Source organism: Vibrio sp. 2304 (assembly GCF_033339475.1).
Classification (GTDB): domain Bacteria; phylum Pseudomonadota; class Gammaproteobacteria; order Enterobacterales; family Vibrionaceae; genus Vibrio; species Vibrio alginolyticus.
In genome coordinates this window covers 396,763-410,433 of sequence record NZ_JAWOUQ010000002.1, presented here as the reverse complement: position 1 = coordinate 410,433, position 13,671 = coordinate 396,763, and the positions used below count along the sequence as shown (strand labels likewise).

Here is a 13,671-nt window from a genome sequence, read left to right as displayed (position 1 = left end):
GAATTGATATTTTCTTGGTGAATCTATAATGATTTCATATTGATAGCGTTACTTGCGTGTTGTTTTTAGTTTCTTAATTGAAATATTAATCAATTGAATGCTTATATATGGCGAAGCTGTACATCAGTTGTTACAAAGCTGGTTTTAATATTTCCTTTTGTATGTAAATTAGGGCATAAAAGACGAATGTTTTATATCCCATTGCTATATCAAAACAGTTGAACGATATTTGGTATATCTCATTTTCGAGTGTCGGGGGCATAGAATGGATCAACAAGGAAAGACGTGCATTGAATTCGACTACACTAGCTTTTTAGGAGCGACAGGTAGTAAAAAATGGACCTTTTTAGAGGCATTTGCCACCATCGCGCCTATTTTCGGTTTGATGTGGAAACAGAACATTGCGGAATTGAGCAAGCCTGAAGATCGGTTGTGGGATGCCGCATTAAAATCGATGTCTTCTCGTAAAAGTGATGAATCCAATTTGGTCCGCTTAACCCAGCTAGCTAAACATGAAGGGATCAATGAATTGCGAGTCGTTATGCCATATTCGCTCGATGTTCAGCAAATCGAGTACATAGAATCTCGCAGTCAGTTGAAGGTGGATACGTCAGAACAAGATGTCCTGAACATCAAGTTTTAGGCTGAGCATTTCCACTTCATCGATGTACCACTTAACAATAGTGCAATGAAAAGCGACCTCAAAGTAGGTCGTTTTTTTATTTTGAGGTTTTTGTCACAGGTCTTAGGAAGTGTGATGAATATAGAGTATTTGCACTTAAATTAACAAAAATGTAACGTTTGGAAATGCAATTGTCATAACTAGCTTCTAACTTTGTGTTTTTAGGACAAATTACCGACTAAGTGGTTGGTACTGTAAGTTCGAATTAACGTCCCTTATTGGCACACAAGGATGATTGAGTCACCACGTCATTTGGGCATAAAAACAAACACAATAAGAAAGGAAGTCAATATGTCTTTGTCTCGTCGAGACTTTATGAAAGCTGCCTCTTCAACGGCGATTGTTACCGGGCTGGTGGGCTGTGGTAGCGATGCTAGTGAATCTGTTGCGGTTACCTTTGAGCACGGAGTGGCGAGTGGAGATCCTACTCAAACACAAGTAATCATTTGGACTCGTGTTACAACCTCAGCGAGCTACGCAGATGTAAGCTGGCAAGTTTCATCTAACGAAAATTTTACTGATATCGTGCAAAGTGGCACTTTTGCCACAGACACGAGCCGAGATTTCACGGTAAAAGTTGATGTTCAAAACCTCAACGCAAATTCTCGCTACTACTATCGATTCATGGTTGGAGATGTCACTAGCGAAGTCGGGCAAACTCAAACATTACCAGAGGGTGGTGTAGAAAAGGCATCCATGGCCGTTGTTTCTTGCGCAAACTATCCTGCTGGTTATTTCCATGTGTATCGAGAGATCTTAAATCAACATGAGCAAGAACCGTTTGATGTGGTACTTCATCTCGGTGATTACATTTATGAGTATGGGGCTGGTGGCTACGCTAGTGAAGATGCTGAGGCACTAGGGCGAGAGCCAAGCAAAGGCACTGAATGCATTACCTTAGATGATTACCGAAAACGGTATGCGCAATATCGCCAAGATGCTGATCTGCAAGCGTTACATGCGAGCCTACCAATGATTGCAGTCTGGGATGACCATGAGCTTGCAAATGATAGTTGGAAAAATGGTGCGGAAAACCATCAAGAAGAGGAAGGCAGCTTTAATGATCGTCGTGCAGCTGCGGCTGCCGCGTGGACAGAATGGTTGCCCGTTCGTGAAAACACTTTCTCAAACATGCTGATTTACCGTCAGTTTTCGTTTGGAAGTTTAGTCAATTTGATGATGCTCGACACGCGACTTGTGGGGCGTGATAAACCGTTGGATTATTTCTCGCTCAGCTCACCAACGATGGAAGCTATTGGCGGTTTAGTTGCCCAGTCGCGCAGTCAAGACCGAGAGCTGTTAGGCGGTGACCAACTCGCTTGGCTGATGGATGCGTTCAGTACGCACGACGCAACTTGGAATGTGCTAGGGCAACAAGTGTTAATGTCTCGTATGGAGTTGCCAAGTTCGGTTATGACCGCGATGTTTCAATTGTTTACTGCCACTGAAGAACAAAAAACAGAGGCGTTATTAGCGGTAAACTCTGCGATTACGGGTTATCTCTCTGACCCAAGTTTAGATACCATTGCTTTGCCATATAACCTAGATGCATGGGATGGCTACTACGTTGAGCGAGAGAAAGTTTATCAACTGGTCAAAGCCAGCAGTGGTAACTTTGTCTGCTTGGCCGGAGATACGCACAACGCATGGGCAAGTGAGCTTAAAGACGTATCTAAGCATCCTATCGGGGTAGAGTTTGCGACTAGCTCTGTGAGTTCCCCTGGGTTAGAGGCCTACCTCGCGTTAGACCCTGTTGCGATCGCTCAAATGGAATACACGCTGCCGCACTTAGTGTCAGAATTACAGTGGGCAGACATCAAACAGCGTGGCTTTATGCGCGTTACTTTTACGCCTGACAAGGCAGAGTCGACCTGGTATTTCGTATCAACGATTAAAGACAAAACATATCAGGTGACGACCAAGTCAGCCTCTACAACAGATGGCACTACGTTAAATATCGGCTAAACTGAGCCTAATACGAAAAAAGTCCGCAAGCTAGTGCGGACTTTTTATTGGAAAGCGTTTAGCAATCTAGCGACAGTGCTAGTCAATCAATCCGTATTCTTTGCTCAGAACTTCGATGATTTCCGCTTTCGGATTCTCACTCAAATGAATCGGCTTGCCTGTAATCTTCTCGGCAATACCAATGTAGGTGCTCGAAATCGCCATCAAAGATTCGACGGGTAAAGCATTATCACGAGCGAGAGCTTCGCGCTCAGGCATACGTTCTTTGTTTAGCAAGATATCTGGGTCAGGGAAGTGGTTAAGTAGGAACTGGCGGAAACCTTCTTTTGAGTTCTCTACGATGTGACCTGCTTGGTACTCTTTAGCATCCCATATACGAGACGAGTCTGGTGTACCCACTTCATCCATGTAAATCAGCTTTTCATTGCCAGCAGCATCATGAACATAACCAAATTCGAATTTGGTATCGACAAAGATTTGGTCGATTTCTTCTAACGCTTGGCTGATAACGTTAAAGCCTTCTTTCAGCAATTTTTCGTAGAGTGCGATATCGTCAGCGCTTGAGAAGTTAAATGCTTCGTAGTTGTCTACGATGTTTTGACGAGTAATATTCACGTCATCCGCTTCTGGCACACCGGGAATGCCTTTTAGAATGCCTTTTGTGGATGGGGTCATTAGCAACTCTGGCAGTGCTTTGTCTTTTTCTAACCCTTCAGGAAGTTGGATTCCACAAAACTCGCGCTCGCCATTTGCGTAAGCGCGCCACATCGAACCCGTGATGTATTTGCGGCAGATGGCTTCGATTTTTACCGGTTTGGCTTTTTGTACAATCCAAACAAAAGGGTGAGGAATGTCTAGAATATGGCTATCTGCTAAGCCATTTTCTTTGAACAGTTTGAACCAGTGATTAGAAATCGCATTAAGCGCAGCCCCTTTACCCGGGACACCATTAAGACCACCTTCAGCATGCCAAATACAATCGAATGCAGAGATTCGGTCGCTAATCACCATGATAGCCAAAGGCGCATCTGGAGCGACATTGTATCCTTTTTCTTTGATCAGTCGGGCGCTGTCTTCTTCAGTTAACCAGTAAACTGAACGAACTTTTCCACTATGAACGGGTTTATGGGTGCGAATTGGCAGGTCGTCATTGACGGCAAGTACTTGATTAGCAAGGCTCATTGCGACATTCCTATCATCTTAATCAAACGTCAGAAAGAGAAGATATTCAGCAAAATGTGGGCGCTGAATAAATCGAATGTGGGCATCATACCAGAACTATTTTAACTCGCCAGAGAAAAAGCAAACGTTTGCCTGTTTTCTTTAATACAAAAAAAGCCCCCTTAAAAAGGAGGCGAGATGCAGGATGGATAACGTCGAACTTATTAGTGGTACTTATTAACTCTGCCTTCGACGAAAAAGACTTCACACTGATAGCGCTGCGCCATGTCGCGCAACATCGATTGATTCATAAGTGCAATTTTATTGGATGCGACAACAGCACTGGCATTGCCTGAGCGGATGGCTTTTATCACGATCTCGACTTCTGAAAGCTGTTGAGAGGGCTTCATTTGAATAACGTTTTTACAGCAAATATTAGAAGCAGTGAGTTGTTCAAAGTCTGGACGAGGGCAGTCTGCTGTAAACAAAATCCATTGTTTCTGCTGCGATAAAACAGCCAGCTTAGATAGAAGCTGATCCGAAACGGCCATGGGCTGAGTTGCTTGTGCCAATACGTTGTAACGAGAGTATGTATGAGATTGACTTTGTAACTGCATCTTACTGTTCCTTTATACATGCTGTATGTGTATACAGTAGTTTGTTTTGGCGACCTGATCAACCAGTTTCTCAAAAGTTATTTGCGGTTTTTTGAAAAGGAAATAAAAGGATTTTACTTTAAGTGATTGAATTTATTTGTTTATTTTTCATTTCTGATATGTCTAACATCAATTTAAAAATGTGAGGTGAGTAGAAAGTTGGACGAGAGACATACAGGGGTTTACTACTGTATATACAGGTGTTTTTCACGGACAGTGGTAAGAGGGCTGATAACCGATGCGACGTGCTATGTAGGATAGGAGGGAATACGAGATAGAAATTGGAAATAGGCTTGGCCGATCAAAAAAGCGCCTTAAAAGGCGCCTTTGAAAATCAGTTCCATTGATTCCGTCTTGCTTAGCTCGCTCGTTGCAAGCGTTCGCGCATTTGCAATTCGCCTTGGTTAAATAGGCGCACGTCGATTTTTGCCATGTCGTAACAAGCTTTACATGAGTAATGGTGCTTGCCATCTAAATAATCGTGACGAGTTACAAGACTAGGTTTTTTACACCAATCACAGGTGCCTTCTTCAGTGAACATTGATTTTCTCCCCACCTAGATTAATTTGAGTCGTTAGGTGTTATTTTGCGCCGGGCATTATGGCATAAAAGCGAGACTTAAGTTAAATGTCTGTTAATTTCTTTGAGAGGGAGATCGATTGCGGTGTTTGATTATATGGGAATAGAAGCATGGCAGCCAAAGTATCCTGACCTATTTTTACTGTTTTGTAACATTTTGTGAAACGAGCTTAAAGGCATGATTGAGTCGCTTCATTTCTTCTTCACTGCCCCTTGTGTCAGGATGATAAAGCTTTGATAACTGTCTATAGCGTAGCTTGATTGCCTGTAAATCAGGGATGGTTTGTGGTGTGTAGCCAAACATAGCACACGCGACGCTTAGCTTATGGTTTTCTGCCTGAGTTTTGGATTTCTTAAATTCTCTGAATAGTTTCTCTAACTGACGCTTCAGTTGCTTGTTCGTAAACTCTAGCTCTTTTATTTTTTCCGCCATTCGTTGATTTTGGCTTTCCTCTTTGGCTTCACGCGCTTTTCTATTCTGCTTGAGTTTTTTGATCACGAGGAAACTTAAGCCGCTGATGATGAGGATCGCCGCTAGCCAAATCAGCCATAGAAACTGCGAGTGTTTTACTTTGGGGTTTGCAACTGTGCTTTTCTCTTCTTGTGTTTGCTCTGCTTTTTTATCGAGCGACTTTATTTGCGAGACTTGTTTAGCTCGTAGTTGGTTGAAGCGCAGCTCTAACAGTTGATTATAAGCTTGTTCTGCTGCTGGATTATGCTGAGAAGCCATTTGATACAAGGCTTCAGTCAATTGAGAAGTTGTGACCTTATCTGGATTGCGCTGAATAAAATCGGCGAGAAGAAAGCCACGATCGGTTGGGTCATTGAGTGCGATAGAGGTTAGCCAATATAACGCTTGTGTTTCATTTTTTTCGCCATTTATCCCTTTAGCAAAGTCGTTCGCGAGCTGTTTTTGCGCAGGGAGGTAACCTTGGTTGGCGGATTGCTCTAGCCAGTAGCGCGTTTCTGGTGAGGCTTCAGCTTCGTTTGATGCCAATAATTGTTGTGCGTACTCGTATTGTTCGATGGGGTCATTTGGAGCTTGAGAGGCAAGTGAGTAGCCAGAAAAGCTGAGGCTAAATAAGCAGAGTAGGGCAGACGTTTTGACAGACATTAATATGTCAGGCCTAACGATAATGGTTAGGCCTGCTCCGGTAATTTTTTATTATTACCGTTATGGTGCAACCAAATTACTTCAGTGGCAAGATCTGGATTTCAACACGACGGTTGCACGCACGACCTTCAGAAGTTTGGTTTGAGCAAATTGGGTTACGTTCGCCGTAGCCGCGTGCAATTGCACGACCAGGTGCAACGTTTTGAGATACTAGGAATTGACGTACGGACTCTGCACGGCGCTCTGACAACGTTTGATTGTATGACTCACTACCTGTGCTATCCGTGTAACCATCAATAACGAGACTGGTATCTGGGTACTCAACTAGGATGCGAGCAACACCGCGTAGAGTATTATGGATACTAGCATCAAGCTGGTAAGAGCTTGAAGAGAAGCCGATACCGTTTTCCATACGCAGTAAAAGCTGATTTTCACCAACACGCTGAACTTGTACGCCAGAGTTTAGCAAAGCGCGACGTAATTCCGCTTCTTGTTGGTCAAAGTAGTAACCAACGCCAGCGCCAGTCGCTCCGCCGGCGGCTGCACCAATGAGTGCATGCTGACGACGTTCTTTAGCATCATCACCCGTTGCTAGGCCGATTGCTGCGCCCGCGATCGCACCAATAAGCGCGCCTTGCGTGGTGGAGTTAGTTTCGTATTCACCCGTTGTTGCATTTTGGCGTTGAGTGGCTTGACAGCCAGTAAGAGCTAGCACTAGAGCTAGTGCAATAGGCATCTTTTTCAAGGGAAAATCTCCGTATAAAACTGAGGCGAAACCATGCCTCATAATGGGATGCGAATTATGAATAAACAAGCATTAATATTTGTTATGAGAAAGTAAGATTGATAAGAGTTTATGTAAGAAAATTCCTATCAATACTGCCAAAGCTCTCAAAGTAAGCCCCATAGACATCGAAGTCATTGCTGCTTATGTGAATCCTTTACTATTCTGGCTATTTCGATGAATCGCCCAACATTTTACGTGCTTGTTCGCCGCCCACTCCACGGTTAACTGAAACCTTTCTACCTTTCTTTAAGCCCACTTCGTAGTCTTCAGTTAGGTTTTTCATCGCTTCTTTCAATTGCTTCTTGAACGTTTCGCGGTCAATGTTTTGGAATTCTTTATCAATATAGTCATTAATTTTATTGGCCGACTCTTCATCTGGAGAAATAATTGGCAATTTTTCAATCGCGCCTTCCACCCAGCCAGATACAAATGAGTTCACACGGCGAGTCACTTCCTGAGAAGAGGTGCCGGTGCCAGCAAAGCTGTTTCGGAATTGTCCGGTACTTTCGTTCATCTCGCGATAAACAATATCGAAAGCAAATGCAGCAAAAATAGCGCGATCTGCTTCACCGATAAATTCGACACGTTTGAGCCCTTTGTGATTCAACAATACTGCTTCGACACCGAATTTTGTGTTAATGCCGCGAATCACTCGCAATATGGTAGAACTGATGTTCGCTGGTAGCAGATGAGAAGATTGTGTTTTTCCCATTCTGATGAACTCAATATCGTCTTTATCGAGACCATATTTAAGCATGAGGCGATGTGCCATTTTGATAGCATTGGCAGCCTCATTAACATTAGCGGAATTGCCCAGTTCTAAGCACTTGGCGATTTTTTTCAGAGCTTTTTGTTTATCCATCGACAACCAGTAACGAAAGCAGAAAATTTATGAAGTCAGACATATTACCTTTTTTGACATAAAAACGAAATACAAGGTGGGACTGAAGATAATTTCTGCACATAAAAAGAAGCCTCGCATTAAGCGAGGCTGGCGTTTTAGTTCGTCGTAATCAGTATGAAGTCGTACTTGTGTCTAAGAAGCCATTCTTCATTAAGATTCGTTAGAATTACAACCCGAGCTGGTTGAGCAAGTCATCGGCATCATCGTTTGATCCCGACGATTTAGATTCTTTCTCAGCCAACTGTTTACGTGTTGCCTCTAAAATGTCGTCTGGGTTTTCGTCTTCAGCAACTTCAAACTCTTCCAGTTGGATGAACTCAGTTTTATCCATTGCTAGCTCGAGATAGAAAATATTGTTGTTTTCGGTGGAGAACGTCACTCTGCGCGCTTGAGGGCGGTCAAGGTTGGTATCAACTTGTAAGATAACTTGCTTATTCAGCGCCAGCATTTTTGGTTGGTTTTGTGTGATGTTCGTTTGCAGGTCTTTACGAATTTTATTAGTGAAGTCTCCGACCAGTTGATTCATGAGTTCACCCAGAACATCGCCTACCTCGTCAGAAGTATGAGATATTGCCAGCTCTTCTTCTGGCATGCCCATATTACGCATGTAGTTGGTGTAGATCTCCAGTGCGGCTTTTGCCGTAAAATTAATCACAACTAGCCCGGTAAATCCGCCATCAAACAGAACAAAACAGCCAAAATCTGGTTTGAGGCTAGTCTTGTGGATTTTTTGCACCATTGCTGAATAATTTACTTGAGAAGATGTCGCCGAAGTAAGTACGCCAGAAACAGACTGGCAAAGTTTGAGAAGGATATCTTCAGTGGTCACAATTTTATTTTTTTTCATTCTGAAAACTCATCTAGAAACGCGATTCGTTCCCCAATGTAAGGCATCAAGCGTGAAAAAATAAAGCATAAGTTTAATTATTGTATCGAGATTCTGATTTGCTCGTCTTTTTAAATGTTGTAAAGTGACGAAATTCAAAGAATATTACTTCACTAACTCTTTTGTGGTGTTTTTTTTCGCTTAGCGCCAATTTGTATGAGAAGTGAGCAAATAATTACACAACCCGCAGCTGATCGGATCAGCGTCGTAGGGGCAGGAAGCAAATGTTACCAAGATTACACTCGCAAACTGATGTCGATCCTCTTGTTCTTAGTTTTCTGAAAGAGCTTGAGCACGCCGGATTCACTGGCGATATCGAAAGCCAATATTCAAGCCGACTAGCGGTTGCCACTGACAACAGTGTTTACCAGCAACTTCCTCAGTCTGTCGTTCATCCCAAAACGACTGAAGATGTTTCTCTCCTCGGGAAACTGAGCAATAAAGAAAAGTACGAACGAATTACCTTTTCACCTCGTGGTGGCGGCACAGGGACCAATGGTCAGTCGCTAACCAAAGGTATTGTGGTGGATATGTCTCGTCACATGAACAAAGTGCTTGAGATTAATGAGAAAGAAGGCTGGGTTCGTGTACAAACTGGTGTAGTGAAAGACCAGTTAAATGACGCTGTTCGCCCTTATGGCTACTTCTTCTCTCCAGACTTATCTACCAGTAACCGTGCAACGATTGGCGGCATGGTCAACACCGATGCTTCTGGTCAAGGTTCTCTGAAATACGGAAAAACATCCGATCATGTTTTGTCGCTACAAGCGGTGTTTGCTGATGGCTCAGTTTTAGAATCAGACCTGTCCAACGGCTACCCAAAAGAAGACGAGTTTGCTGCCAAGGCGCTACGTGTAACGGAATCCGTATGTCGTGAAAAACGCCAGCAGATCGTGGATAAATTTCCTCCTCTTAACCGATTTTTAACGGGCTACGATTTAAAAAATGCCTTGAATGAAGAAGGTGACCGTTTCGATATCACACGAGTACTGTGCGGCGCTGAAGGTTCATTGGCATTCATTACCGAAGCGAAGCTTAACCTGACGCCAATTCCGAAAGCGCGTACTTTGGTTAACGTTAAATACAACAGCTTTGATTCTGCACTGCGTAATGCACCGTTGATGGTCGAAGCGAAAGCGCTGTCTGTAGAAACCGTTGACTCGAAAGTGCTTAATCTCGCGAAGCAAGATATCGTCTGGCACACCGTGAGTGATTTGCTTACCGATGTTCCAAATAAAGAGATGCTTGGCATCAATATGGTGGAATATGCAGGTCAGGACGAAGAAGAAGTTGCTGCTCAGGTTGCAGCGTTGACCGCCAAGCTCGATACCATGTTGGAAACAGAAGAAGCGGGCATTATCGGCTACCAAGTTTGTAACGATGTAGCGAGCATTGGGCGTATTTACAACATGCGTAAAAAAGCGGTGGGTTTGTTAGGCGCAGCAAAAGGTCGTGCTAAACCGGTCGCATTCGCTGAAGATACCTGTGTGCCACCAGAAAACCTGGCGGACTTTATTGTAGAGTTTCGAGAACTGTTAGACAGCAAGTCTCTGAATTACGGCATGTTTGGTCACGTCGATGCTGGGGTGCTTCACGTACGTCCTGCGTTGGATTTGTGTGACCCGCACCAAGAAGCATTGATGCACGAAGTTTCTGATGAAGTGGTCAAGCTGGTGGCGAAATACGGCGGTTTGATGTGGGGTGAACACGGCAAAGGTTTCCGTTCAGAATATGGCCCTGAGTTTTTCGGCGACGAGTTGTTTACTGAACTGAGACGTGTGAAAGCGGCATTCGATCCACACAACAAAATGAACCCGGGCAAAATCTGTACACCGCTGGATAGTGATGCAGAGCTTGTCAAAGTTACCGATACCAAACGTGGTTACTATGACCGTCAGATTGACGTTCAAGTACGTGACAGCTTTAAACAAGCGATGGAATGTAACGGTAACGGTTTGTGTTTTAACTACGATACCAGCTCGCCAATGTGTCCATCGATGAAAGTAACAGCCGATCGTCGTCATTCACCAAAAGGTCGTGCAGGTTTGGTTCGTGAGTGGTTGCGTCAGCTTACTGAGCAAGGCATTGATATTCTTGACTTAGAAAAGCAAACACTAGAAAACAAAACATCAATCAAAACCATGATTGACCGCGTACGTCATTCTATCAATCGTCGTCACGAGTATGACTTCTCTCACGAAGTGTATGAAGCGATGAATGGTTGTTTGGCGTGTAAAGCGTGTGCGAGTCAGTGTCCGATTAAAGTCGATGTTCCGAGCTTTCGCTCACGCTTTTTAAACATCTATCACTCTCGTTATCAACGTCCTGCAAAAGACTATCTGGTTGCCAACATTGAGACTATGCTGCCGATGATGGCGAAAGCGCCAGGTGTCGTAAATGGTGTTTTGAAGCAGTCGTGGGTGAAAAGTTTAACGGCATCTACGGTCGGGTATGTCGATGCGCCGTTGTTATCAGTACCCACCTTGAAACAACGAGTAGAGTCGCTGACAACGCCTTATGATCTGCAAGCGCTCAGTGGTTTGTCTTCGTCTGAAAAGAGCAAGCATGTTTTAATTGTTCAAGACCCATTCACTAGTTACTACGACGCTGATGTCGTTGAAGACTTCGTTAAGTTATTGAAAAAGCTGGGTATGAATCCGGTGCTTCTGCCGTTTAAGCCGAATGGTAAAGCACAACACATTAAAGGGTTTTTACGTCAGTTTAAGGACACAGCAGCCGACACAGCGAAGTTCTTGGCGATGGTAGCGGATTTGGATATCCCATTAGTTGGCGTCGATCCTGCTTTGGTGCTGTGTTATCGAGACGAATACGCTGAAGTGCTTGGCAGTAAGCGAGGTGATTTCGATGTACTAACAGCCCACGAATGGCTTTACCCAAGACTAGAAGCGTTTGAAAGCGGAGAGCATAAGGCGCAGGAACCTTGGTATCTGTTTGCGCACTGTACTGAAAAAACCAAAATGCCAAATGCGGAAAAAGAGTGGGGCGCTATTTTTGCTCACTTTGGTGCAGTTTTGAATACGGTACCTGTTGGTTGTTGTGGTATGGCGGGTACGTTTGGTCATGAGGTTGATAAGTTGTCGATGTCGAAAGACATTTACAATTTAAGCTGGAAGCCAAGCTTAGATAAGTTGGATAACGAGAGATGTTTGATTACAGGCTATTCTTGCCGCAGCCAAGTTAAACGCTTTGAAGGAACGAAGCCCAAGCATCCCGTTCAGGCATTGTTAACTTTGTTGTAATCGGACTAAATCAAGCCCAGTTTTACTGGGCTTTTTAGAAACCGTACTTAGACCCTTTCAAAGGATATGAATCTTGAGAAAACTTGAACTCAAAGTCCCACCTGTTGCGGTGTTTTTGCTAGTCATACTTTTGATGTACGGACTTAAAGTTTTGACGCCGAGCATGAACATTCGAGTCCCCTTTGTTGAATTTGTAGTAGGTGTATTAACTTTGTTGTCTGGCTACATGGGCATTGCTGGCGTGTATGAATTTCGCAAAGTAAAAACCACAGTGAACCCAGTAAAACCTGAAGCGGCATCTTCTGTTGTAAGAACTGGTGTGTTTGCCTTTTCACGCAACCCTATGTACACGGCATTATTGCTTCTAATCATAGCAACTGGTTTGTGGTGGCAGCACTTGAGTGTGGTGCTTTGTGGCGTGATATTTGTCAGTTATATGAATCGGTTTCAAATCAAGCCTGAGGAACGCGTTTTAGAGCGATTGTTTGGTGAAGAGTATGTGGATTATAAAAACCATGTTCGTCGTTGGCTCTAAGCATTGCGTTTAGTTTTGTTTGGATGAGACATAAAAAGAAAGCCCAACGGTCGACGTTGGGCTTTCTTTTAGTAAACACGTTTTTTGTGCGCTTCTGATAGGGCAGTCGACTAGGCTGCCTTAACGAACTTTGCTAGGAATGCATCCTTACGTTCATTAAAGCGGCGTACAAGGTCGTCAACCGCTTCTTGGTCATATGGCTTCAAGCCACTTGCAACCATGCGCTTAATACCTTTACCAACGACTTCACCGTCTTCTTTGAACGCAAAGTTTAAGGTGACTACACCTCGTTTTCCTTCTACATCGAATGTTGCGCCAGTGAAATCCACCTCTGGATGCGTAAGGTCTAAGCGTGAAAATTCGACTTCCATGCTTTCATAAATAACTAATGGACGCTGGCAGTTAATCATCATTTGCTTCTCTTCCATAAGAGGAACCATGATGTGAGGGAAGTTCATACCAGAAAATTGCACGTAATTTGTCACTACATGCTCAATAAATGCCGGATCGTGGTTAGTTTCACCTTCACGGGACATGTGTAAGTATTCTTTACCTGCCTCGTCAACAACAGCGCTTTCTTTGTCACACTTATTTTCAATATGAAGTGCTACACCATCGTTTACCATGCCAGAGAAGTTAAAACGCATCTTTTGGCTAACGCCTTCTTTACTAAGGAGCACTGCGAAAAGTAAATCCCCAGGGACACAAAAGCGTTTGTTGTCTTCATCATGAATTGGGTTGTAGTCACCTGCGACACGTTTTGCAAAGTGGCTTGCTTGTTCGCGAGTGAACTGAAACTGGTGATTAGTGTTTGAAAAATAAGGTGTTAGAAACATAATTTTTACGTAGTAACCAAAACTGTGTGGGATTATATGCGAATATCTGCGTAGCAATGGTCCATCCAGTGAAAACTTCACCGTATCCTAACAATAAGACACTATTTCGGCGGATAAACCGTTAAAAACGCATACTTTAGCAACGCTTTTATTTGTGAAAGCAATAAACAACGACCTTTTCGCTCGCCTATCTTTTAAAGTATAGCCATCAAAGTAGACAGGCGTTCATAAACAGTGCCATCAACATGTTTAATCGTATGTAAAAAGGCTCCACGCAGAACGTAGAGCCTTCAAGTCATCATCTGT

12 protein-coding genes are annotated in these 13,671 nt (G+C 43.6%); 4 read left to right on the top strand and 8 right to left on the bottom strand.

Annotated elements, in window-relative coordinates; all coding sequences use genetic code 11:
* Positions 1–265: 265 nt before the first annotated feature.
* Complete coding sequence (locus R7P64_RS06675) at positions 266–643, top strand: hypothetical protein (RefSeq protein WP_005377965.1); 378 nt, start codon at positions 266–268, stop codon at positions 641–643.
* A 330-nt stretch (positions 644–973) separates the two neighbouring features.
* Positions 974–2,647: an alkaline phosphatase D family protein gene (locus R7P64_RS06670; RefSeq protein ID WP_213868402.1), complete on the top strand. Its 1,674-nt coding sequence runs from the start codon at positions 974–976 to the stop codon at positions 2,645–2,647.
* A gap of 78 nt (positions 2,648–2,725) precedes the next feature.
* Here the strand turns inward: R7P64_RS06670 and R7P64_RS06665 are convergent, their stop codons facing one another.
* The 7 genes from R7P64_RS06665 to R7P64_RS06635 form a co-directional block, all read right to left on the bottom strand.
* Positions 2,726–3,829 (bottom strand): phosphoribosylaminoimidazolesuccinocarboxamide synthase, encoded by a 1,104-nt coding sequence (locus R7P64_RS06665; protein WP_033905133.1) that lies wholly within the window; start codon positions 3,827–3,829, stop codon positions 2,726–2,728.
* A gap of 203 nt (positions 3,830–4,032) precedes the next feature.
* Positions 4,033–4,425, bottom strand: a complete 393-nt coding sequence (locus R7P64_RS06660) for a SulA-like leucine-rich domain-containing protein (protein WP_012841914.1) — start codon at positions 4,423–4,425, stop codon at positions 4,033–4,035.
* Positions 4,426–4,822: 397 nt separating this feature from the next.
* Complete coding sequence (locus R7P64_RS06655; RefSeq protein WP_005377960.1) at positions 4,823–5,005, bottom strand: hypothetical protein; 183 nt, start codon at positions 5,003–5,005, stop codon at positions 4,823–4,825.
* A 177-nt stretch (positions 5,006–5,182) separates the two neighbouring features.
* Positions 5,183–6,157: a hypothetical protein gene (locus R7P64_RS06650; RefSeq protein ID WP_064353831.1), complete on the bottom strand. Its 975-nt coding sequence runs from the start codon at positions 6,155–6,157 to the stop codon at positions 5,183–5,185.
* 76 nt (positions 6,158–6,233) lie between these two features.
* The gene (locus tag R7P64_RS06645) at positions 6,234–6,893 is read right to left on the bottom strand and encodes an OmpA family protein (protein ID WP_005377956.1); all 660 of its coding nucleotides are present in this window, start codon (positions 6,891–6,893) and stop codon (positions 6,234–6,236) included.
* 217 nt (positions 6,894–7,110) lie between these two features.
* Positions 7,111–7,806, bottom strand: a complete 696-nt coding sequence (locus R7P64_RS06640; RefSeq protein WP_005377954.1) for a DUF2786 domain-containing protein — start codon at positions 7,804–7,806, stop codon at positions 7,111–7,113.
* A 208-nt stretch (positions 7,807–8,014) separates the two neighbouring features.
* A complete protein-coding gene (locus R7P64_RS06635; RefSeq protein ID WP_005388843.1) occupies positions 8,015–8,695 on the bottom strand; it encodes a DUF3334 family protein in 681 nt (226 codons plus the stop codon).
* Between the two features lie 263 nt (positions 8,696–8,958).
* On the opposite strand from R7P64_RS06635, the gene R7P64_RS06630 reads away from it, so the two are divergent.
* Both R7P64_RS06630 and R7P64_RS06625 read left to right on the top strand, forming a co-directional pair.
* Complete coding sequence (locus R7P64_RS06630; RefSeq protein ID WP_213880124.1) at positions 8,959–11,994, top strand: FAD-binding and (Fe-S)-binding domain-containing protein; 3,036 nt, start codon at positions 8,959–8,961, stop codon at positions 11,992–11,994.
* A gap of 73 nt (positions 11,995–12,067) precedes the next feature.
* Complete coding sequence (locus R7P64_RS06625) at positions 12,068–12,529, top strand: methyltransferase family protein (protein WP_033905135.1); 462 nt, start codon at positions 12,068–12,070, stop codon at positions 12,527–12,529.
* 110 nt (positions 12,530–12,639) lie between these two features.
* Here the strand turns inward: R7P64_RS06625 and R7P64_RS06620 are convergent, their stop codons facing one another.
* Positions 12,640–13,365, bottom strand: coding sequence for a DUF3581 domain-containing protein (locus R7P64_RS06620; protein ID WP_017821813.1), 726 nt, complete (start codon positions 13,363–13,365; stop codon positions 12,640–12,642).
* Positions 13,366–13,671: the final 306 nt, after the last annotated feature.

Bases quoted from the DNA above. Each gene is read 5' to 3' on its own strand.
- R7P64_RS06660 (WP_012841914.1), bottom strand. From the start codon at position 4,425: ATGCAGTTACAAAGTCAATCTCATACATACTCTCGTTACAACGTATTG.
- R7P64_RS06645 (WP_005377956.1), bottom strand. From the start codon at position 6,893: ATGCCTATTGCACTAGCTCTAGTGCTAGCTCTTACTGGCTGTCAAGCC.
- R7P64_RS06620 (WP_017821813.1), bottom strand. From the start codon at position 13,365: ATGTTTCTAACACCTTATTTTTCAAACACTAATCACCAGTTTCAGTTC.
- R7P64_RS06640 (WP_005377954.1), bottom strand. From the start codon at position 7,806: ATGGATAAACAAAAAGCTCTGAAAAAAATCGCCAAGTGCTTAGAACTG.
- R7P64_RS06630 (WP_213880124.1), top strand. From the start codon at position 8,959: ATGTTACCAAGATTACACTCGCAAACTGATGTCGATCCTCTTGTTCTT.
- R7P64_RS06655 (WP_005377960.1), bottom strand. From the start codon at position 5,005: ATGTTCACTGAAGAAGGCACCTGTGATTGGTGTAAAAAACCTAGTCTT.
- R7P64_RS06670 (WP_213868402.1), top strand. From the start codon at position 974: ATGTCTTTGTCTCGTCGAGACTTTATGAAAGCTGCCTCTTCAACGGCG.
- R7P64_RS06650 (WP_064353831.1), bottom strand. From the start codon at position 6,157: ATGTCTGTCAAAACGTCTGCCCTACTCTGCTTATTTAGCCTCAGCTTT.
- R7P64_RS06665 (WP_033905133.1), bottom strand. From the start codon at position 3,829: ATGAGCCTTGCTAATCAAGTACTTGCCGTCAATGACGACCTGCCAATT.
- R7P64_RS06675 (WP_005377965.1), top strand. From the start codon at position 266: ATGGATCAACAAGGAAAGACGTGCATTGAATTCGACTACACTAGCTTT.
- R7P64_RS06635 (WP_005388843.1), bottom strand. From the start codon at position 8,695: ATGAAAAAAAATAAAATTGTGACCACTGAAGATATCCTTCTCAAACTT.